Source organism: Cupriavidus sp. H39 (assembly GCF_050271075.1).
GTDB classification, from domain to species: Bacteria; Pseudomonadota; Gammaproteobacteria; order Burkholderiales; family Burkholderiaceae; genus Cupriavidus; species Cupriavidus necator_B.
The window spans coordinates 2,663,970-2,685,217 of record NZ_CP189848.1 but is presented as its reverse complement, the minus strand read 5'-3'; the positions used below and the strand labels follow the sequence as shown (position 1 = coordinate 2,685,217).

Genomic DNA, 21,248 nt, shown 5'->3' with positions numbered 1-21,248 from the left:
ATGTCCGCCGGACAAGCCGTGCGCGGCGCCACGCCGGGCCAGTCGTTGAAGAACGCGATCACGGCGGCGGTGATGACCGCCATCCTGACCATCCCCATCCTGGGCCTGCAGCTCAAGCTGGAAGGCTACAAGGTGGTGCTGGAACCGCACTGGCGGCCCGTATGGATCGCCGTGGCCGCGGTATTCCTGTTCCAGCTGTTCAAGCCGATGCTGTCGCGCGCCGGCAGCGCGGTGCGCCTGCCGGCGCTGCCGGCCATGGGCGCGCAGCAGCAGCGCGTGGCGGTGTGGGTGCTGCTGGCGGTGGGGCTGGTGTGGCCGTTCTTCGGCTCGCGCGGCGCGGTCGACGTGGCCACGCTGGCGCTGATCTACGTGATCCTGGGCCTCGGCCTGAATATCGTGGTGGGCTATGCCGGCCTGCTCGACCTGGGCTATGTCGGCTTCTATGCCGTGGGCGGCTATACCTACGCGCTGCTGAACCAGTACTTCGGCCTGACCTTCTGGGAATGCCTGCCGATCGCGGCGGCCATGTCGGCCGGCTTTGGTTTCCTGCTTGGCTTCCCAGTGCTGCGCCTGCGCGGCGACTATCTTGCCATCGTCACGCTCGGCTTCGGCGAGATCATCCGCCTGCTGCTGAACAACCTGACCAGCCTGACCGGCGGTCCCGACGGGGTCTCGGGCATCCCCAAGCCCAGCGTGTTCGGCATCGAGATGGCGCGCAGCGCCAGCGTCGAGGGGGCGCGCACCTTCCATGAGCTGATCGGCCTGGATTACGCCAGCCAGCACATGGTGATCTTCCTCTACCTGATCGCGCTGCTGCTGGTCGGCTTCACGCTGTTCGTGACCAGCCGCCTGATCCGCATGCCGATGGGGCGCGCCTGGGAGGCGCTGCGCGAGGACGAGATCGCCTGCCGTTCGCTGGGCCTGAACCCGACCCGCATCAAGCTGTCGGCGTTCACGCTGGGGGCCTCGTTCGCCGGCCTGGGCGGCGCGTTCTTTGCCGCGCGCCAGGGCCTGGTCAATCCGGAATCGTTCACCTTCATCGAATCGGCGCTGGTGCTGGCCGTGGTGGTGCTGGGCGGCATGGGCTCGCAGCTGGGGGTGATCCTGGCGGCGATCCTGCTGACCGTGCTGCCCGAGGTGGCGCGCGGCTTTGCCGAATATCGCATGCTGATCTTCGGCCTGGTGATGGTGCTGATGATGATGTGGCGTCCGCAGGGCCTGCTGCCCGCGAGCCGCCCGCACGTGGAGCTTCCCCGATGAATGCAGCAATGAATGCGCCGATCAATACCACGGCAGAACTGCTGAAGGTGTCGGGCCTGCAGATGCGCTTCGGCGGCCTGCTGGCCGTCGACGGCATCGATTTCGATGTGCGCAAGGATGAGGTCTTCGCCATCATCGGCCCCAATGGCGCCGGCAAGACCACGGTGTTCAACTGCGTCGGCGGCTTCTACAAGCCGACCGCGGGCGAGGTCTCGCTGGACGGGCATGCCATTGCCGGCCTGCCGAGCCACATGGTGGCGCGCAAGGGCCTGGTGCGCACGTTCCAGAACATCCGTTTGTTCAGGAACCTGACCGTGGTCGAGAACCTGCTGGTGGCGCAACACTTGCAGGTGCAGTCCGGCATCCTGCGCGGGTTGTTCGCGACGCCGGCCTACCGCCGCGCCGAGCGCGAAGCGCTGCAGCGTGCCGGCCAATGGCTGGAGCGCATGGGCCTGACCAGCGTCGCCAACCGCGAGGCCGGCACGCTCTCTTACGGCCACCAGCGCCGGCTCGAGATCGCGCGCTGCATGATCACCCAGCCCCGGCTGCTGATGCTCGACGAGCCCGCTGCCGGCCTGAACCCGCAGGAGAAGCTCGAGCTGCAGCAGCTGATCGACCAGCTGCGCCGCGAGTTCGGCATTGCCGTGCTGCTGATCGAGCACGACATGAGCCTGGTGATGGGCGTGTCCGACCGCATCCTGGTGATGGAACACGGCAAGCCCATCGTGACCGGCAAGCCGGAAGCGGTGCGCAACGACCCGCGCGTGATCAAGGCCTACCTGGGAGAGGACTGATGCTGAAGCTGGAACGGGTCCATACCCACTACGGCGCCGTCGAGGCGCTGTCGGGCGTATCGATCGAAGTCAACAAGGGGGAGATCGTCACCCTGATCGGCAGCAACGGCGCCGGCAAGACGACGCTGATGATGACCGTGTGCGGCACGCCGCGCGCCTCCAGCGGGCGCGTGCTGTTCGAAGGGCAGGACATCACCCAGCGCTCGACGCACGAGATCATGCGCCTGGGCATGGCGATCTCGCCCGAGGGCCGGCGCGTGTTCCCGAGCCTGACGGTGCTGGAAAACCTGAAGATGGGCGCGTTCTTTGCCAGGCGCGACGAGATCGAGGCGGGCATCGAGCACGTGTTCAAGCTGTTCCCGCGCCTGAACCAGCGCGCGGGCCAGCGCGCCGGCACCATGTCGGGCGGCGAGCAGCAGATGCTGGCGATCGGCCGCGCGCTGATGAGCCGGCCGCGGCTGCTGCTGCTGGACGAGCCCACGCTGGGGCTGGCGCCGCTGATCATCGCGCAGATCTTCGACATCATCCGCACCATTCGTGACGAAGGCGTCACCGTGTTCCTGGTCGAGCAGAACGCCAACAAGGCGCTGCAGGTGGCGGACCGCGGCTATGTGCTGGAGACCGGCAAGGTGGTGCTGGCGGATACCGGCGCCAACCTGCTGGCCAACGACCGCATCAAGGCGGCCTACCTGGGCGGCTGACGAAGCCCCCCCGATGCCGACAAGGAAGTCGGTTTTGGGTGCTCCCAAGCCACCCGAACTGGCCTAAGCAAGGTGTTCTCCCTCTCCCCTCACGGGGAGAGGGGAGCAAACCGGCGCCAGGCGAACGTTTTCGCCATCGGCGAAATCCCCCTTTCGCCAATCACATTACATCAGGGGCCGCTTCCCGGCCGCCCACCCCGCAGCGCTCCATACCCCCTGTGGCATAATCGATTGCCAAGTCAAGCATTGCCGCAACGCTTGAAATAACGCTCGCTTCAGGCGGCTTCCCGGCGTGATCGATCGCGATCGCCTGCCTGGTTGCCCACCGCGGCGCGGACAACAACCCCTGCAAACTACTGCGCGGTCCCCGCAGGCCGGCCTGCCCAGGCATGGTCATCGGTCCCGCCATCGCATCATGGCCAAGACGCTCTACGACAAACTCTGGGATGACCACACCGTCCACGTCGAGGAAGACGGCACCACGCTGCTCTACATCGATCGCCACCTGCTGCATGAAGTGACCAGCCCGCAGGCGTTCGAGGGCCTGAAGCTGGCGCAGCGCCCGGTGTGGCGCATCAGCGCGAACCTGGCGGTGTCGGACCACAACGTGCCGACCACCGATCGCAGCCAGGGCATCGCCGATCCGGTGTCGAAGCTGCAGGTCGATACGCTTGATGCGAACTGCGACAGCTACGGCATCACCCAGTTCAAGATGAACGATCACCGCCAGGGCATCGTGCACGTGATCGGGCCGGAGCAGGGCGCGACGCTGCCGGGCATGACGGTGGTGTGCGGCGACTCGCATACCAGCACGCACGGCGCCTTCGGCGCGCTGGCGCACGGCATCGGCACCTCGGAAGTCGAGCACGTGCTGGCCACGCAGACGCTGCTGGGCAAGAAGGCCAAGAACATGCTGGTCAAGGTCGAAGGCAAGCTGCCGCGCGGCTGCACCGCCAAGGACATCGTGCTGGCCGTGATCGGCAAGATCGGTACCGCGGGCGGCACCGGCTACACCATCGAGTTCGCCGGCTCGGCCATCCGCGATCTGACCATGGAAGGCCGCATGACGGTCTGCAACATGGCCATCGAAGCCGGCGCGCGCGCCGGCCTGGTGGCGGTGGACGACGTCACGCTCGAATACGTCAAGGGGCGCCCGTACGCGCCGCAGGGCGTTGAATGGGAGCAGGCCATGCGCTACTGGCGCACGCTGCATTCCGACGCCGGCGCGCACTTTGACCAGGTGGTCGAGCTGCGCGCGGAAGACGTACGCCCGCAGGTAACCTGGGGCACGTCGCCGGAAATGGTGATCAGCATCGAAGACCGCGTGCCGGACCCGGAGAAGGAAAAGGACCCGAACAAGCGCAACGCGATGGAGCGCGCGCTGGAATACATGGGCCTGCAGCCCAACGTGCCGGTCGAAAGCATCAATATCGACAAGGTCTTCATCGGCTCGTGCACCAACAGCCGCATCGAGGACATGCGCGCCGCTGCGTGGGTGGTGCAGAAGCTGGGCCGCAAGGTTGCCGCCAACGTGAAGCTGGCGATGGTGGTGCCGGGCTCGGGCCTGGTCAAGGAGCAGGCCGAGCGCGAAGGCCTGGACAAGATCTTCAAGGCGGCTGGCTTTGAATGGCGCGAGCCGGGCTGCTCGATGTGCCTGGCGATGAATGCCGACCGCCTCGATGCCGGCGAGCGCTGCGCCTCGACCTCGAACCGCAACTTCGAAGGCCGCCAGGGCGCGGGCGGGCGCACCCACCTGGTGAGCCCGGCGATGGCCGCGGCTGCCGCCATCGAAGGCCATTTCGTCGATATCCGCAAGCTGGGCTGAACAAGCAAGGACAGAGCACATGGAAAAGTTCACCGTACACAGCGGCCTGGTCGCGCCGCTCGACCGCGAGAACGTCGACACCGACGCCATCATCCCGAAGCAGTTCCTGAAGTCGATCCAGCGCACCGGCTTCGGCCCGAACCTGTTCGACGAGTGGCGCTACAAGGATGTGGGCCAGCCGGGCATGGACAACAGCAAGCGCCCGCTGAACCCGGACTTCGTGCTGAACCAGCCGCGCTACCAGGGCGCATCGATCCTGCTGACGCGCCGCAATTTCGGCTGCGGCAGCTCGCGCGAGCACGCGCCGTGGGCGCTGACGCAATACGGCTTCCGCGCCGTGATCGCGCCCAGCTTTGCCGACATCTTCTTCAACAACTGCTACAAGAACGGCCTGCTGCCGGTGGCGCTGACCGAGCAACAGGTCGACCAACTGTTCAACGAGACCAACGCGTTCAACGGCTACCAGCTCACCATCGACCTCGACAAGCAGGTGGTGCTGACGCCGTCGGGGCAGGGCTACGAGTTCGACATCGCCCCGTTCCGCAAGTACTGCATGCTGAATGGTTTTGACGATATCGGCCTGACCTTGCGCCACGCCGACAAGATCAAGGCTTATGAAGCCGAGCGCGTGGCGAAAATGCCGTGGCTGAACAACCGCCTGGTCGGATAAGGCTCTACGAGGAAAGACAACAATGAAGATCGCAGTCCTGCCGGGTGACGGCATCGGTCCCGAAATCGTTGCGGAGGCCGTCAAGGTCCTGAACGCGCTCGACGAGAAGTTCGAACTGGAAACCGCGCCGGTGGGCGGCGCCGGCTACGAGGCCGAAGGCCATCCGCTGCCGGAGAACACGCTCAAGCTGGCCAAGCAAGCCGATGCCATCCTGTTCGGCGCCGTCGGCGACTGGAAGTACGACAGCCTCGAGCGCCCGCTGCGCCCCGAGCAGGCCATCCTGGGCCTGCGCAAGCACCTGCAGCTGTTCGCCAACTTCCGTCCGGCGATCTGCTACCCGGAGCTGACCGGTGCGTCGAGCCTGAAGCCCGAACTGGTGGCCGGCCTCGACATCCTGATCGTGCGCGAGCTGAACGGCGACATCTACTTCGGCCAACCGCGCGGTGTGCGCGAAGCGCCGGACGGCCTGTTCAAGGGCGAGCGCGAAGCCTTCGACACGATGCGCTACAGCGAGCCGGAAATCCGCCGCATCGCGCACGTGGCGTTCCAGGCCGCGGCCAAGCGTGGCAAGAAGCTGTGCAGCGTCGACAAGGCCAACGTGCTCGAGACCTTCCAGTTCTGGAAGGACATCGTGATCGATGTCAGCAAGGAGTACCCGGAGGTCGAGCTGTCGCACATGTATGTCGACAACGCGGCCATGCAGCTGGTGAAGGCGCCCAAGAGCTTTGACGTGATCGTCACCGGCAACATGTTCGGCGACATCCTGTCGGACGAGGCCGCGATGCTGACCGGCTCGATCGGCATGCTGCCGTCGGCGTCGCTGGATGCCAGCAACAAGGGTTTGTACGAGCCGTCGCACGGCTCGGCGCCGGACATCGCCGGCAAGGGCGTGGCCAATCCGCTGGCCACCATCCTGTCGGCGGCGATGATGCTGCGCTACTCGCTGAACAAGGCCGAGCAGGCCGACCGCATCGAGAACGCCGTCAAGAAGGTGCTGGCCCAGGGCTACCGCACCGGCGACATCCTGACGCCGGGCTGCAAGCAGGTCGGCACGCGCGAGATGGGTGACGCGGTGCTGGCGGCACTGTAAGTCACATGCAAAAAGGGGCATCGCAGGCGCGGTGCCCTTGTTTCATTCGTCCCCTTGTTTCCACGCTGCGGCAGCGCCGCAAAATCGTGTAGACTCTGCCGATGGCCCGATTCTCCCAGTCCACCCTGACTGCTGTTGTCGCCCTGACCGCTACCCGCGGCCCGGTCGGCACGACTTCGCTCGGCCAGACCGCAACGACGATTAAAACCATTATTAAAACCGCGATCGCCTAGATCCGTTCGTCGTGCCTGCCCGTCTTCCCCGCGCAGCCACGCCGGGCGAGGAAAATGGCGGGGAAGTAAAAATCACATCCGAGGTAAATCATGATTGTAGGTCTCGTCGGTTGGCGGGGAATGGTCGGCAGCGTCCTGATGCAGCGCATGCAGGAAGAGCGTGATTTCGACCATATCGAGCCCGTCTTCTTCAGCACGTCCAACGCCGGCGGCAAGGCGCCCGCAATGGCGAAGAACGAAACCACGCTGAAGGATGCCAACGACATCGAGGCACTGAAGAAGTGCGACGTGGTGCTGACCGCCCAGGGCGGCGACTACACCAACGAGGTCTTCCCCAAGCTGCGCGCGGCGGGCTGGAAGGGCTACTGGATCGACGCGGCGTCGTCGCTGCGGATGAAGGACGATGCCATCATCGTGCTCGATCCGGTCAACCAGGGTGTGATCAAGGACGCGCTGTCCAAGGGCGTGAAGAACTTCATCGGCGGCAACTGCACGGTCAGCTGCATGCTGATGGGCCTGGGTGGCCTGTTCCAGGCCGACCTGATCGAGTGGATGACCTCGATGACGTACCAGGCGGCATCGGGCGGTGGCGCGCAGCACATGCGCGAACTGCTGACCCAGTTCGGCACGCTGAACGCGTCGGTGAAGCCGCTGCTGGACAACCCGGCGTCGGCCATCCTGGAAATCGACCGCCAGATCCTGGCGACCCAGCACGGCCTGTCGGCGGAAGAAACCAAGCAGTTCGGCGTGCCGCTGGCCGGCAACCTGATCCCCTGGATCGACAAGGACCTGGGCAACGGCCAGTCCAAGGAAGAATGGAAGGGCGGCGCCGAGACCAACAAGATCCTGGGCCGCGGCGAGGGCTTCCTGGGCGCTACCGGCGCCACGCCGATCGCCGTCGACGGCCTGTGCGTGCGCATCGGCGCCATGCGCTGCCATTCGCAGGCGCTGACCATCAAGCTGCGCAAGGATGTGCCGCTCGACGAGATCGAAGGCATGCTGGCCGCCCACAACCCGTGGGCCAAGGTGGTGCCGAACACGCGTGAGGCCAGCATGACCGGTCTGACGCCGGCGGCCGTGACCGGCACGCTGACCATCCCGGTCGGCCGCCTGCGCAAGATGCAGATGGGCGGCGAGTACCTGTCGGCCTTCACGGTCGGCGACCAGCTGCTGTGGGGCGCGGCCGAGCCGCTGCGCCGCATGCTGCGTATCCTGATCGAATCCTGATCGCGGGCTGCCCGCTGTTGCCTGATTGTGTTCGTTGCAGCCAGGCAACAGAATGTACCGCTTTGCTTACGACGCCGCGCCCATGCGCGGCGTTGTTGTATCCGGGCGCCTCTTTTTCCGGGCGATGCGTCACAATACGCCGGCATGCGCCCCGCGCCGGCAGGTGCCGGCACCTGCGCACGGGCTGGCAAAGGGGCCGTTCAGAATGTCCCGCCAGCCGGGCAGACCTGGTTTATGGGGTCGGTTTGTCGATTCATATCGCTACTAAAACATAACGGAGCACAAGGTGAGTGTGAGCCAACATCGCCGGAAAGATGCGCCTACTGCCCGTCAGCGCTGGTCAACGCTGGCCGTCACGGCACTGGGCCTGCTGCTTGCGCAGCCGGCCGCGTATGCTGCGGGGTTCGGGCAATTGCGGGTTCAGTCGAATCTGGGGCAGCCGCTGCAGGCTGAGATCGACATCAGCGGGGTCACCGCCGAGGAGGCCGCGGGGCTCAGCGTCAAGCTGGCGCCACCTGCCGCCTATGCCGCGGCCGGGTTGACCTATCTGCCAGCCGTCGGCAGCCTGCGGCTGGAAGTGGAGCGCCGCGCCAACGGCAGTTACGTGGCACGAGTGCGTTCCAGCCAGCCGATCAGCGAGCCCTTCGTCGATATCCTGGTCGACATGAGCTGGGCCAGCGGCAAGGTCTCGCGCGCCTACACCTTCCTGCTCGACCCCGCCGGGGCCCGGCCTGCCAACCAGACTTTCTCGCCGGCAACGGTGGTGCAAGCGGCCACGCCCGATGCGCCCGCCGCGCCGGCGCCTGCCGCCGCGCCGCCCGCACCGACGCAGCAAGCTGCGCCCGCGGCCGAGGCCGCGGCGGCCAGGCCCGCCGCACCGGCCCGACCCGCGCGCCAGAGCGCCAGGCGCGCCGCGGCGCCAGCCGCCGGCACGGACATGGCCGCCGGCGGTGGCTATGCCGTGCAGCGCGGCGACACGCTCTATGGCATTGCCGGCGAAGCCGTGCAGGGCCAGGAATCGGTGTCGCTGGACCAGATGCTGGTGGCGCTCTACCGCAACAACCCCAATGCCTTTATTGGCGGCAACATGAACCGGCTGCGCAGCGGCGCGGTGCTGCAGGTGCCGACCCAGCAGCAGGCGCAGGCCGTGACGCCCAGGGCCGCGCGCCGCGAAGTGGTGGCACGCACGCAGGGCTTCGATGCCTACCGCAGCCGGCTGGCCAGCGCCGCCGCGGCCCGGTCGGTCGAGCCCGACAGTGGCCGCCAGCAATCCGGCAACGTGACCGCCCGGGTGCAGGAGCAGGCGGCGCCCACCGACGGCCCGCGCGATGAACTGAAGCTCAGCAAGGCCGCGCGTGGCGCGCAGGCCGACGCCGCGGCCAAGGCCGAAGCCGGCGTCGCGCGCGAGCGCCAGCTGAAGGAAGCCGAGGCCCGCCTGGCGCAGCTGGAAAAGAACGTCGGCGACATGCAGAAGCTGCTCGAGCTGAAGAACGCCGAGATCGCCAAGCTGAGCCAGGCCAACCAGGCCGCACTGGCCGACAAGGAAAAGGCGGATGCCGCCGCCAGGGCGGCTGCCGCGGCGCCGGCCGTGGTGCCGGCCCAGCCGCCGAAGGCCGATGCCGTGGCGGCGAACACCGCTGCGGCCACGGCAACCGCGGCAGCGGTCGCGAATGCGGCGAGCGCGCCTGCCGCGCCAGTGGCCGGCGCCAGTGCCGCGGACGCAGTGGCGCCCGTGGCGTCCGCCGTAGCCGCTGCGCCGGCTTCGCAGCCGGCGGCGGTGCCAGCCACCACGGCGCAGGGCGCCACCGCGGCATCGGTCCCCGCTGCAAAGCCCGCGCCGGTGGCAGTGGCGCAGCCCGAGCCGGTGCCTGAACCGTCGTTCCTCGATGGCCTGCTGGCCAACCCCATGCTGCTGCCGGGCGGTGGCCTGGTGGTGGCCCTGCTGGGCGTCTACGCGATCTATCGCCGCCGCCAGAAGCAGAAGGAGGGCGAGGCCACCGGCTTCGGCGACAGCATCCTGTCGCAGGAAAGCACGGTGATGGCCGGCGCCAATTCGCTGTTCGGCACCGCTGGGGGCCAGAGCGTCGACACCTCGCAGCACAGCGTGTTCGGCGCCGACTTCCGCATCGGCAACAACACGCCGGAAGCCAACGAGGTCGACCCGATCGCCGAGGCCGAGGTCTATATCGCCTACGGGCGCGATGTGCAGGCAGAGGAAATCCTGCGCGAAGCCCTGGAGAAACACCCGGAGCAGCAGCCGGTACGGCTCAAGCTCCTGGAGATTTACAGCAACAGACAGGATGTGGAAGGGTTCCGCGTGATTGCAGAAGAAATGTTCGCCCAGACCGGCGGACGCGGAGCGGAATGGCTGAAGGCAGCGGAAATGGGGCGCACGCTGGAGCCCGGCAATGCGCTGTTCCTGGTGGTAACGCCCGAGGCCGCCGGCCCAGAGACGGCAACGCCCGCAACCGACCAGTGGCGCACGCAGGACCCATCGCACAGTCCCGCCTCGATCGCGCGGCTGGAGCCGTCGCTGGGCGACCTGGCGCTGCCGCTCGAGGCCTTCCCGGCACCCGCCGCCGGCGACCCGATCGTGGCGCCGGCCTCGGCGGCCATGGTGTTCGGCACCGAGACCCCCGCGCCGGGCGAGGCCGTTCGGCTCGACATGGACCTGCCCGGCGCCGATCCGCTCGCCGATGACGACGTGCCCACGCTAGACACGCCGACCCGCGGCCGCCCGCTTGAGTTCGACATGTCGGGACTGTCGCTGGACCTCGGCAGTGCCCCCCAGGGCGATACCGGTGGCCGTGCCGCGCTGGACGAGGCCTCGATGCCCCTGCCGGCCACCACCATGCTGCGCGACGGCAAGCTGGCCGAGCCGATCGACCTGTCGCGGGTGGCTCCCGACACCGGCGCCGGCCTTGGCCACAGCGTCTCGCCGAGCACGCTGTCGGCCGACGGCATGGACGGCGGCCGCGACATGCAGATCAAGCTGGACCTGGCCCGCGCCTATATTGAGATCGGCGACAAGGAGGGCGCGCGCGAGCTGCTGCAGGAAGTGGTCGAGCAGTCGCAGGATCCGCTGCAGGCGGAAGCCCGCTCGCTGCTGCTCGAAGTGGCCTGAGCTATCATTGGCGGTCCGGCCGCGGCAGGCGCTGCCGCGGCTTGAAGCGATGCGCCGGAAGCGTCCCTTCCGGCGCATTTGCTTTTCCGGGGCGTATCGCTTGCCCGCCGCCATGCCTTATCCCCTTACATGAACCGCATCGCACTTGGGCTGCACTACGACGGTGCCGCCTTTTCCGGCTGGCAGTCGCAGCCGCACCGCAACACCGTGCAGGATCGCCTCGAAGACGCGATCGAGCGCTTTGCCGGCGTGCGCCTGCTGACCACCGTTGCCGGGCGCACCGATACCGGCGTGCACGCGCTGGGGCAGGTGATCCACCTGGATACCGAACTCCAGCGCGAGCCATTTTCCTGGGTGCGTGGCGTCAATGCCTTCCTGCCACCGTCGATCGCGCTGCAATGGGCGCTGCCGGTCGATCAAAACTTCCATGCCCGCTTCCTGGCGTACGAGCGCATGTACTACTACGCGCTCTACACCGGCCCGCACCGGGTGCCGATGGTCCATGGGCGCGCCGGCTACCAGATGCTGCCGCCCGGGCAACGGCTCGACGTGGACGCCATGCGCGCAGCCGCGGCGCACCTGATCGGCGAGCACGACTTTTCCGCATTCCGCGCCGCCGAATGCCAGGCCAAGTCGCCGGTCAAGACGATGTACGACGTGACCATCCGCGACGACGGCAACTGGGTGTTCCTGCGCTTCCGCGCCAGCGCCTTCCTGCATCACATGGTGCGCAATCTGATGGGCTGCCTGGTGGCGGTGGGGCGCGGTCGCTACCCGCCGCAGTGGCTGGCGCAGGTGCTGGCCGGGCGCGACCGCAAGCTGGCAGCGCCCACGTTCATGCCGGACGGCCTCTACCTGGTCGGGGTCAAGTATCCTGATGCTTACCCGATCCCCGCGGCCGATCCATCCGCGAGCCTGTTCCATGGAGTGTTCGATGACGCAGCCTGAGGGCAGTGCGGCGCACCTGCCGCAGCGCACCCGCATCAAGATCTGCGGCCTGACCCGCGAGGACGACGTGCGCGCCGCGGTCGATGCCGGCGCCGACGCGATCGGGCTGGTGTTCTATCCCAAGAGCCCCCGATACGTCGAGGTGGCGCAAGCCGCGGCGCTGGCCGAGGCCGCCGGGCCGTTCGTCGCGGTGACGGGCCTGTTCGTCAACGCCGAGCTGGAAGACATCGCCCACGTGGCCGAGCGTGTGCCGCTGACGCTGCTGCAGCTGCATGGCGACGAAACCCCGCAGTTCTGCACCCAGGCCGCGCAGCGCTGCCGGCTGCCGTTCCTGCGCGCCGCCCGTGTCCGCCCGGGCCTTGATTTGATAGAATTCGCCGATCAATACCGTGATGCCGCTGCCTTGCTGCTTGATGCCTTCGTCGAAGGCTACGGTGGTGGCGGCCACGTCTTCGACTGGACCCTGATTCCTCCGGCATGGCTTCCGCCTACTCCCCCGGTACCAGCTACCGGCAACCCGAACGCAAGCGGCGCTCCTCGCATCGTTTTGAGTGGTGGGTTGAACGCGCAAAACGTCGCTGGCGCGATTGAACGCGTGCGCCCCTACGCCGTGGACGTCAGCAGCGGGGTAGAGGCCGCCAAGGGCGTGAAGGACCACGCCCGCATTGCCGAATTCGTGCGCGCTGTCCGCAGCGCCAGCGCAGGATGAGCCGGGTCGAAGCCCGATCCCTTCCGCATACCGCGCCCGCCGCTCCTGAGCGGGCATCGCGCACCCAGTCAACCAGGCGAGCCCTGCCGAGCGAGGCAAGGCCGCTGTTCCGAAGAGCCTAGACATGTACGACCTGCCCGATTCCCGTGGCCATTTCGGCCCCTATGGCGGCACCTTCGTTTCCGAGACGCTGGTCCACGCGCTCGATGAGCTGCGCGAGGCCTATGCGCACTCCCAGAAGGACCCGCAGTTCGACGCCGAATTCCGCCGCGAACTGAAGCACTTCGTCGGCCGCCCGTCGCCGATCTACCACGCGCAGCGCTGGAGCGAGACGCTCGGCGGCGCGCAGATCTACTTCAAGCGCGAAGACCTGAACCACACCGGCGCGCACAAGATCAACAACGTGATCGGCCAGGCGCTGCTGGCCAGGCGCATGGGCAAGCCGCGCGTGATCGCCGAGACCGGGGCAGGGCAGCACGGCGTGGCCACGGCCACCATCGCCGCCCGCTTCGGCATGGAGTGCGTGGTCTACATGGGGGCCGAGGACGTCAAGCGGCAGGCCGCCAACGTCTACCGCATGAAGCTGCTGGGCGCGACCGTGGTGCCGGTGGAAAGCGGCTCGCGCACCCTCAAGGACGCGCTCAACGAAGCCATGCGCGACTGGGTCACCAACGTCGAGAACACCTTCTACATCATCGGCACCGTCGCTGGCCCGCACCCGTACCCGATGATGGTGCGCGACTTCCAGTGCGTGATCGGCGAGGAAGCCAAGGTGCAGATGCCGGAAATGACCGGGCGCCAGCCGGATGCCGTGATCGCCTGCGTCGGCGGCGGCTCCAATGCCATGGGCATCTTCTACCCGTATATCGAGCACCAGGACGTGCAGCTGATCGGCGTGGAAGCGGCCGGCGACGGCCTCGACACCGGCCGCCACGCGGCCTCGCTGACCGGCGGCACGCCGGGCGTGCTGCATGGCAACCGCACCTACCTGCTGCAGGACGACAACGGCCAGATCATCGAGACCCATTCGGTCTCGGCCGGCCTGGACTACCCCGGCGTCGGCCCCGAGCATGCCTGGCTCAAGGACAGCGGCCGCGCGCAGTACGTGCCGATCACGGATGAAGAAGCGCTCAAGGCCTTCCACGACTGCTGCCGCATCGAGGGCATCATCCCGGCGCTGGAATCGAGCCACGCCATCGCCTATGCCTGCAAGCTGGCGCCGACGCTGCCCAAGGACAAGCTCCTGCTGGTGAACCTGTCCGGCCGCGGCGACAAGGACATGCATACCGTGGCAGAGCGCGCGGGGCTCAAGCTCTGATGCGCGCGCTGCCTCCGACCGGACTTGCCGTGGGCGGCGCGGGCGCGCCGGATGTTGCCGGTGCGCCCGATTCCGCCCAGCTGCGCCTGTTCCAGGAAGACATGTTCGAGGGCATTGCCCGCCTGCCGGACGGCTCGGTCGACCTGATCGTCGCCGATCCGCCTTACGGGCTGGGCAAGGACTATGGCAATGATTCCGACCTGCTGTCGGGCCAGGCCTACCTGGACTGGTCCGAGCGCTGGATGGACGCCGTGGTGCCCAAGCTCGCGCCCAGGGGCACGCTCTACCTGTTCTGCACGTGGCAGTACTCGCCGGAACTGTTCGTGATGCTGAAGCGGCGCCTGACCATGATCAACGAGATCATCTGGGACCGCCGCGTGCCCAGCATGGGCGGCACCACGCGCAAGTTCTCGTCGGTGCACGACAACATCGGCTTCTTTGCCAAGGCGCGTGATTACTACTTCGATCTCGACCCGGTCCGCATCCCGTATGACCCCGAGACCAAGAAGGCGCGCAGCCGGCCGCGTTTCGAAGGCAAGAAGTGGCTGGAGGTGGGCTACAACCCCAAGGACCTGTGGAGCGTCTCGCGCATCCACCGCCAGGACCCCGAGCGCGCCAACCACCCCACGCAGAAGCCGCTCGAGATCGTCGAGCGCATGGTGCTGTCGAGCTGCCCGCCGGGCGGCCTGGTGCTGGATCCGTTCGCCGGCAGCGGCACCACCGCGGTGGCCTGCCTGCGCCACGGTCGCCGCTTTGTCGGCTACGAGATCAACCCGGAGTACGTGCAGGTGGCGTGCGGGCGCGTGGCCGCGGCTGCGCAAGCCATGCCCGCGATCGAGCCCGATGCCGCCCCAACCCTGGCCGCCGCCAACGACGATGCCTCGCCGGCGCCGCGGCCTCACCTGATTCCCTGATATGTCCCGTATCCAGAAGACGTTCGCGGCGCTGGCCGCGCAGCAGAAGAAGGGCCTGATTCCGTTCATCACCGCCGGCGATCCCGAGCCCGGCCTGACCGTGGCGCTGATGCACGCGCTGGTGGCGGGCGGCGCCGACGTGATCGAGCTGGGCGTGCCGTTCTCCGACCCGATGGCCGACGGCCCGGTGATCCAGCGCGCCTCCGAGCGCGCGCTGGCACAGGGGGTGTCGCTGACGCAGGTGCTGCAGTGGGTGCGCGAGTTCCGCCAGACCAATGCCGATACCCCGGTAGTGCTGATGGGCTACGCCAACCCGATCGAGCGCATGGGCGAGCAGGCCTTTGCCGCTGCCGCCAGCGCGGCCGGCGTCGACGGCGTGCTGGTGGTCGACTATCCGCCTGAGGAGTGCGAGTCGTTCGCCGGGCTGATGCGCGACCACGGCATGGACCCGATCTTCCTGCTGGCGCCGACCTCGACCGATGCGCGCATCGAGGCCGTCGCGCGCGTGGCCAGCGGTTACCTGTACTATGTGTCGCTCAAGGGTGTGACCGGCTCGGCCGCGATCGACCTCGACAGCGTGGCGGCGCGCCTGCCGCTGATCAAGCAGCACGCCAACCTGCCGGTAGGGGTGGGCTTCGGCATCCGCGACGCGCAAACCGCGCGCGCGATCGGCAGCGTGGCCGATGCCGTGGTGATCGGCAGCCGCCTGGTGCAGCTGCTGGAAGATACCCCGCGCGATCAGGCGGTGCCGGCGCTGCAGGCGTTCATCGCCGAAATCCGGCAGGCGCTGGACAGCTGAAGTGATCCATTGTCGGTCTCGGGACGTGCTGAAGGTGCATTGTTGTGCGCAATTCGTGCGTTGCGCTTCGAGCTGGCCGGGCCGGCATGGTAAATTCGCGGGTTGATTCCCTGCCTTCCGGCCAACCGGCGCCCCGACCACGGGCCTGCCGGCGGACCGCAGTCATCCGAAAGGAGCTTTCATGAGCTGGTTGGATAAACTCCTGCCCCCCAAGATTCAACAGACCGACCCCAGCACCCGCAAGGGCATTCCTGAGGGTTTGTGGGTCAAGTGCCCGTCGTGCGAGTCCACCCTGTACCGGACCGACGTCGAGGCCAACCTTCACGTCTGCCCCAAGTGCGACCACCATATGCGCATCCGCGCACGCGCACGGCTGGACGCGCTGCTGGACGCCGAAGGCCGCTATGAGATCGGCCAGGAGATCGTGCCGGTCGACGCGCTCAAGTTCAAGGATTCCAAGAAGTACCCGGACCGCATCAAGGCCGCCATGGAAGACACCGGCGAGACCGATGCCATGGTGGTGATGGGCGGTGCCATCCACACCATCCCGGTGGTGGCGAGCTGCTTCGAGTTCGAGTTCATGGGCGGCTCGATGGGCTCGGTGGTAGGCGAGCGCTTCGTGCGCGGCGCGCAGGCCGCGCTGGAGCAGAAGGTGCCGTTCATTTGCTTTACCGCCACCGGCGGCGCGCGCATGCAGGAAAGCCTGCTGTCGCTGCTGCAGATGGCCAAGACCACCGCGATGCTGAACCAGCTGAGCGCAAGCAAGCTGCCCTTCATCAGCGTGCTGACCGACCCGACCATGGGCGGCGTGTCGGCCTCGTTCGCCTTCCTGGGCGACGTGGTGATTGCCGAGCCCAAGGCGCTGATCGGCTTTGCCGGTCCGCGCGTGATCGAGCAGACCGTGCGCGAGAAGCTGCCGGAAGGCTTCCAGCGCTCGGAATTCCTGCTGACCAAGGGCGCCATCGACATGATCGTCGACCGCCGCAAGATGCGCGCTGAACTGGCGCAGCTGCTGGCGCTGCTGCAGAAGCAGCCCGCCGACGCGGTGGCATAACGCTGCAACGATCGCGGTACCGAAGGCGCGGGTGGTTGACGCGCCTTTCGCCTTTTCTGGACGCCCGCGGCGCCGGCCTTGACTTTGCGCCGGCCTGCCCGAATCTGGTAGCAAACGCTTTTCTCGCACACCCGAAATGCCTGTCTTCCATACGCTCCCCGAGTGGCTCGCCCATCTCGAAACCGCCCATCCCGTGGGCATCGACATGGGCCTGGCGCGCATCACGCGCGTAAAGGAGGCGCTCGGGCTGCGCATCGACGCCGTGGTGTTCACCGTGGGCGGCACCAACGGCAAGGGCTCGACCTGCGCCATGCTGGAGCGGATCCTGCTGGAGGCTGGCTACAAGGTGGGCTGCCATACCTCGCCGCACCTGATCTCGTTCAACGAGCGCGCCCGCATCAACGGCGAGATCGCCACCGATGCGCAGCTGCTGCCGCATTTCGAGGCGGTCGAGCGCGCCCGCACCAGCTTTGCCGACCCGATCAGCCTGACCTATTTCGAGTTCACCACGCTGGCCATCCTCCATGCCTTCGCCGCGGCCGGGCTTGACGCGATGATCCTGGAGGTGGGCCTGGGCGGGCGGCTCGACGCGGTCAACGTGATCGATACCGATTGCGCGATCATCACCAGCGTCGATATCGACCATACCCAGTACCTGGGCCACACCCGCGAGGAAATCGGCTTCGAGAAGGCCGGCATCTTCCGTCCGGGCGTGCCGGCGATCTGCGGCGACCCGGTGCCGCCCAAGTCGCTGGTGGCGCACGCCGAAGCGGTCGGCGCCGAGTTGTGGCTGGTGGGCCGCGACTACCATTTCCAGGCAGCCAAGGGCCAGGAGCGCCAGCAATGGGACTGGAGCGGCGGCGGGCGCAAGCTCAACGGCCTGGGCTATCCGGCCCTGCGCGGCGCCAACCAGCTGCTCAACGCGGCAGCCGCGCTGGCCGCGCTGCAGGCGCTGCGCGAACGGCTGCCGGTGAGCGCGCAGGAAGTCCGCAACGGCCTGGCCTTCGTCGAACTGCCGGGCCGGTTCCAGGTGCTGCCCGGCCGTCCGGCCGTGATCCTCGACGTGGCGCACAATCCGCATGCGGCCGCCACCCTGGGGCAGAACCTGGAGAACATGGGGTTCTTCCGCTACACCTATGCGGTGTTCGGCGCGATGCAGGACAAGGATATTGCCGGCGTGCTGCAGCATGTGGCCGACAAGGTCGACCACTGGTGCCTGTGCGACCTGCCGACCGAACGCGCGGCCAGCGCCGCGGACCTGCTGGCCAAGCTCGAAGCAGGCGGATTCCGCCCCGGACCGGATGCCACCGCGGCCTGCTTTTCCAGCCCCGAGGCGGCATTCCGCGACGCCATCGAGCGAGCCACCGAGAATGATAGAATTCTGGTCTTCGGATCGTTCTATACCGTCGCCGGCGTGATGGCCTACCGTGCCACGCAGGCTAACTGAAGCGGGCGTCGCGGCGCGCGCTGACCTGGCAACCCCGGCGGCCTTGGCCGATCACTGAGCGGCAAACGCAACGAGCGGCCTACCTGGCCGTATCACCGAACCAATCTATGGGCCTGCTTTCGCTGTTTTCTTCCCGCAAGGGCAACGACCCCGCACCCGAACGTGCGCGGCGCCAGCGCACCGACCCGGGTGCAGGCATCGCCGCGTCGCGCCGCCTGGCCGACGAGTATGCCGACGACACGCTGGACCCTGAATTCCCGCAGAAGCAGCGCGCGCGCCGCCGGCTGATCGGCGCCGTGGTGCTGATGGTGGCCGCCGTGATCGTGCTGCCGATCGTGTTCGAGACCAAGCCGCGGCCGGTGTCGGACGATGTCTCGGTCAAGGTCGCCAACGGCGTCACCGGCACGCAGAAGCCGCGCGTCGAGCCGCGCAAGGCCGATCCGCTGCCGCCCGCGCCGGCCGCGCGCAACGATGCCGCGGCGCTTGATGCCGGCGAGGAAATCGTCAATCCCGTCAATACGCCCAAGGCCGCGGCGGCTGCCGCGGAAAAACCCGCGCAGCGGACCGAGGCAAAGGCCGAAGCGAAACCTGAAGCCAAGGCCGAAGCCAAGTCCGGCAGCGGCAAGTACCTGATCCTGATCGGCGCGTTTTCTTCCGAAGAGCGCGCCCGCGGCTGGCTGGCCAAGCTCAAGGCGAGCAAGGTGCCCGCTTATGTCGAAAAGAAAGTGCTGGCCGATGGCGAGCGCATCCTGCTGCGCGCCGGCCCCTTCAGCGACCGCGACGCCGCCGACGCCGCCGACAAGCGCGTGCGGGCAGTGGGACTGACCTCGAAGGTCGTGGAACAGTAAGGGGCACTGCGGCCGGTGCGTGTGCCCGGCCGCGAGCAACGATGCAGCCGACTTTCTTCGACTATGCCGTGGTCTTCATCCTGCTGGCCTCGGGCCTGCTGGGCGTGTTGCGCGGGCTGGTGCGCGAGGTGCTGTCGCTGATCGGCTGGGTGGTGGCGTTCTGGGTGGCGTTCCGCTACGGCGCGGTAGCGGCGGGCTGGATGCCCGAGTCCTTGCCGGGCGGCGAGCTGGCTCGCCATGCGCTGGCCTTCGTGGTGCTGCTGATCGGCACCGTGCTGGGGGCCTCGCTGGCCGGCATGGTGGTTGGGCAATTGCTCGAGACCACCGGCCTCAAGCCCGCCGACCGCGGCCTCGGGCTGGTGTTCGGCCTGTTGCGCGGGGTGTTGCTGGTGATGGTGATGGTGACACTGGCCAGCCTGACGAAATTGCCGGAAGAACCGTTCTGGCGCGATGCGGTGAGCCGCCCGTATGTGATGCAGGCGATGGCATCGGTGAAGCCATGGCTGCCGCCGGAGCTGGCGAAGTACGTGAAGACATCAACGTGAAGACATAGGGCCGGGCACGTTGCGCGGCTGGTAGTAACGCAGGCCTTGGGGTCCGGAGGATATGCCGGGCCAGGCTGCGCCCCTGAATCAAAGCCTTTCCTGGGAGCTTGGCATGTGCGGTATCGTCGGTGTGGTGTCATCCACGCCCGTCAACCAATTGATTTATGACAGCCTGCTGTTGTTGCAACATCGCGGACAGGATGCTGCCGGCATCGCCACCGCCAACGGCAGTACCTTCCACATGCACAAGGCCAACGGCCTGGTGCGCGATGTTTTCCGCACCCGCAACATGCGCGGCCTGCCGGGTGCCGCCGGCATCGGCCAGGTGCGCTATCCGACCGCGGGCTCGGCCTCCAGCGAAGAAGAGGCGCAGCCGTTCTACGTCAATGCCCCTTACGGCGTGATCCTGGCGCATAACGGCAACCTCACCAACTGGGAACAGCTGCGCGAGGAGATGTTCCGCCGCGACCGCCGCCACATCAACACGCACTCGGACACCGAAGTGCTGCTGAACGTGCTGGCCGACGAGCTGCAGCGCGCCAGCAACGGCATGGCGCTGGACCCGGACACCATCTTCAAGGCGGTCAGCGGCCTGCACCGCCGCGTGCGCGGCTCGTATGCCATCGCCGCGCAGATCGCCGGCTACGGCATGCTGGCGGTACGCGACCCGTTTGGCATCCGCCCGCTGTGCCTGGGCAGCGTCGAAACCCCGACCGGCAAGGAATGGATGGTGGCGTCGGAGTCGGTGGCGCTGGAAGGCATCGGCTACAAGCTCGAGCGCGACGTGGCGCCGGGCGAGGCCATCTTCATCGACCTCGACGGCAAGCTCTACACCAAGCTGTGCGCCGACAACGCGGTGCTGACGCCGTGCATCTTCGAATACGTCTACCTGGCCCGCCCGGATTCGTGCATCGACGGCGTGCCGGTCTATGACGCGCGCCTGCGCATGGGCGACTACCTGGCCGAGAAGATCCGCCAGGAAGTGTCGGCCGGCGATATCGACGTGGTCATGCCGATCCCCGATTCCAGCCGTCCGGCCGCGATGCAGGTGGCCAACCGCCTGGGCGTCAATTACCGCGAAGGCTTCTTCAAGAACCGCTACGTCGGCCGCACCTTCATCATGCCCGGCCAGGCGGTGCGCAAGAAGTCGGTGCGCCAGAAGCTCAACGCCATGGGCGTGGAGTTCAAGGGCAAGAACGTGCTGATCGTCGACGACTCGATCGTGCGCGGCACCACCTCGTTCGAGATCGTGCAGATGGCGCGCGACGCCGGCGCCAACAAGGTGATCTTCGCCTCGGCCGCGCCGCCGGTGAAGTTCCCCAACGTGTACGGCATCGACATGCCGACCCGCAGCGAACTGGTGGCGCACAACCGCACCCATGAAGAGATCGCCAGGATCATCGGCGCGGACAAGCTGGTGTACCAGGACGTGGAAGCGATGAAGCAGGCCGTGCGCGACATCAACCCTGCGCTGAAGGACTTCGACGCTTCCTGCTTCGACGGCCGCTACATCACCGGCGATATCGACGAGGCCTACCTGGAGCGCCTGGAGACCGCGCGCAGCCAGGCCGACCGCGACGGCACCAGCGGTGACACCGAGCGCTCGCAGCTGCACCTGCAGCGCTCCGGCGGCAACGAGTAAGGCGCGCCAGGCGCGTTGACGAATGCGACGCCCGGCCGTAACATGGCCTGGCGTCGATTTGACAGTCAGCTTGCGGACGCGGGTACAGCCCGAAACAGCT

Annotated in this window: 19 protein-coding genes; all 19 read left to right on the top strand. The window is 67.5% G+C overall.

Annotated features, from left to right (window positions below; all coding sequences use genetic code 11):
* Entirely contained in the window at nt 1-1,260 is a 1,260-nt protein-coding gene (locus ACOCMH_RS27810) for a high-affinity branched-chain amino acid ABC transporter permease LivM (RefSeq protein WP_427313382.1), read from the top strand.
* Nucleotides 1,261-1,280: 20 nt separating this feature from the next.
* Nucleotides 1,281-2,054 (top strand): high-affinity branched-chain amino acid ABC transporter ATP-binding protein LivG, encoded by a 774-nt coding sequence (gene livG / locus ACOCMH_RS27805; RefSeq protein WP_427313381.1) that lies wholly within the window; start codon nt 1,281-1,283, stop codon nt 2,052-2,054.
* Nucleotides 2,054-2,755, top strand: coding sequence for an ABC transporter ATP-binding protein (locus tag ACOCMH_RS27800; protein ID WP_171517825.1), 702 nt, complete (start codon nt 2,054-2,056; stop codon nt 2,753-2,755). Before livG ends, ACOCMH_RS27800 begins: the two co-directional genes overlap by 1 nt.
* Nucleotides 2,756-3,170: 415 nt before the next feature.
* Entirely contained in the window at nt 3,171-4,580 is a 1,410-nt protein-coding gene (gene leuC / locus ACOCMH_RS27795) for a 3-isopropylmalate dehydratase large subunit (RefSeq protein WP_427310440.1), read from the top strand.
* A 19-nt stretch (nt 4,581-4,599) separates the two neighbouring features.
* The gene (gene leuD, locus ACOCMH_RS27790; protein WP_427310439.1) at nt 4,600-5,250 is read left to right on the top strand and encodes a 3-isopropylmalate dehydratase small subunit; all 651 of its coding nucleotides are present in this window, start codon (nt 4,600-4,602) and stop codon (nt 5,248-5,250) included.
* Nucleotides 5,251-5,272: 22 nt separating this feature from the next.
* Nucleotides 5,273-6,340, top strand: a complete 1,068-nt coding sequence (gene leuB, locus ACOCMH_RS27785) for a 3-isopropylmalate dehydrogenase (RefSeq protein ID WP_427310437.1) — start codon at nt 5,273-5,275, stop codon at nt 6,338-6,340.
* Nucleotides 6,341-6,441: 101 nt separating this feature from the next.
* Nucleotides 6,442-6,573 carry a hypothetical protein gene (locus ACOCMH_RS27780; RefSeq protein WP_272871743.1) on the top strand — a complete coding sequence of 44 codons (132 nt, stop codon included), beginning with the start codon at nt 6,442-6,444 and terminating at the stop codon, nt 6,571-6,573.
* Nucleotides 6,574-6,663: 90 nt separating this feature from the next.
* Nucleotides 6,664-7,800, top strand: coding sequence for an aspartate-semialdehyde dehydrogenase (gene asd / locus ACOCMH_RS27775; protein WP_171517821.1), 1,137 nt, complete (start codon nt 6,664-6,666; stop codon nt 7,798-7,800).
* Between the two features lie 286 nt (nt 7,801-8,086).
* The gene (locus ACOCMH_RS27770) at nt 8,087-10,924 is read left to right on the top strand and encodes a FimV/HubP family polar landmark protein (RefSeq protein WP_427310435.1); all 2,838 of its coding nucleotides are present in this window, start codon (nt 8,087-8,089) and stop codon (nt 10,922-10,924) included.
* 129 nt (nt 10,925-11,053) lie between these two features.
* Nucleotides 11,054-11,872 carry a tRNA pseudouridine(38-40) synthase TruA gene (gene truA / locus ACOCMH_RS27765; protein WP_427310433.1) on the top strand — a complete coding sequence of 273 codons (819 nt, stop codon included), beginning with the start codon at nt 11,054-11,056 and terminating at the stop codon, nt 11,870-11,872.
* Complete coding sequence (locus tag ACOCMH_RS27760; RefSeq protein WP_427310431.1) at nt 11,859-12,581, top strand: phosphoribosylanthranilate isomerase; 723 nt, start codon at nt 11,859-11,861, stop codon at nt 12,579-12,581. The genes truA and ACOCMH_RS27760 overlap by 14 nt, the downstream gene beginning before the upstream one ends.
* Nucleotides 12,582-12,705: 124 nt before the next feature.
* The gene (trpB, locus tag ACOCMH_RS27755) at nt 12,706-13,899 is read left to right on the top strand and encodes a tryptophan synthase subunit beta (RefSeq protein ID WP_427310429.1); all 1,194 of its coding nucleotides are present in this window, start codon (nt 12,706-12,708) and stop codon (nt 13,897-13,899) included.
* Complete coding sequence (locus ACOCMH_RS27750) at nt 13,899-14,813, top strand: DNA-methyltransferase (RefSeq protein ID WP_427310427.1); 915 nt, start codon at nt 13,899-13,901, stop codon at nt 14,811-14,813. Before trpB ends, ACOCMH_RS27750 begins: the two co-directional genes overlap by 1 nt.
* A 1-nt stretch (nt 14,814) precedes the next feature.
* Nucleotides 14,815-15,612, top strand: a complete 798-nt coding sequence (gene trpA / locus ACOCMH_RS27745) for a tryptophan synthase subunit alpha (protein ID WP_427310425.1) — start codon at nt 14,815-14,817, stop codon at nt 15,610-15,612.
* A gap of 181 nt (nt 15,613-15,793) precedes the next feature.
* Nucleotides 15,794-16,666, top strand: a complete 873-nt coding sequence (gene accD, locus ACOCMH_RS27740; protein WP_171517814.1) for an acetyl-CoA carboxylase, carboxyltransferase subunit beta — start codon at nt 15,794-15,796, stop codon at nt 16,664-16,666.
* A gap of 136 nt (nt 16,667-16,802) precedes the next feature.
* Entirely contained in the window at nt 16,803-18,113 is a 1,311-nt protein-coding gene (gene folC / locus ACOCMH_RS27735) for a bifunctional tetrahydrofolate synthase/dihydrofolate synthase (RefSeq protein WP_171517813.1), read from the top strand.
* A 107-nt stretch (nt 18,114-18,220) separates the two neighbouring features.
* Complete coding sequence (locus tag ACOCMH_RS27730; RefSeq protein ID WP_427310422.1) at nt 18,221-18,961, top strand: SPOR domain-containing protein; 741 nt, start codon at nt 18,221-18,223, stop codon at nt 18,959-18,961.
* Between the two features lie 41 nt (nt 18,962-19,002).
* Entirely contained in the window at nt 19,003-19,506 is a 504-nt protein-coding gene (locus ACOCMH_RS27725) for a CvpA family protein (protein ID WP_427310420.1), read from the top strand.
* Between the two features lie 112 nt (nt 19,507-19,618).
* The gene (gene purF, locus ACOCMH_RS27720; RefSeq protein ID WP_427310418.1) at nt 19,619-21,148 is read left to right on the top strand and encodes an amidophosphoribosyltransferase; all 1,530 of its coding nucleotides are present in this window, start codon (nt 19,619-19,621) and stop codon (nt 21,146-21,148) included.
* Nucleotides 21,149-21,248 lie beyond the last annotated feature (100 nt).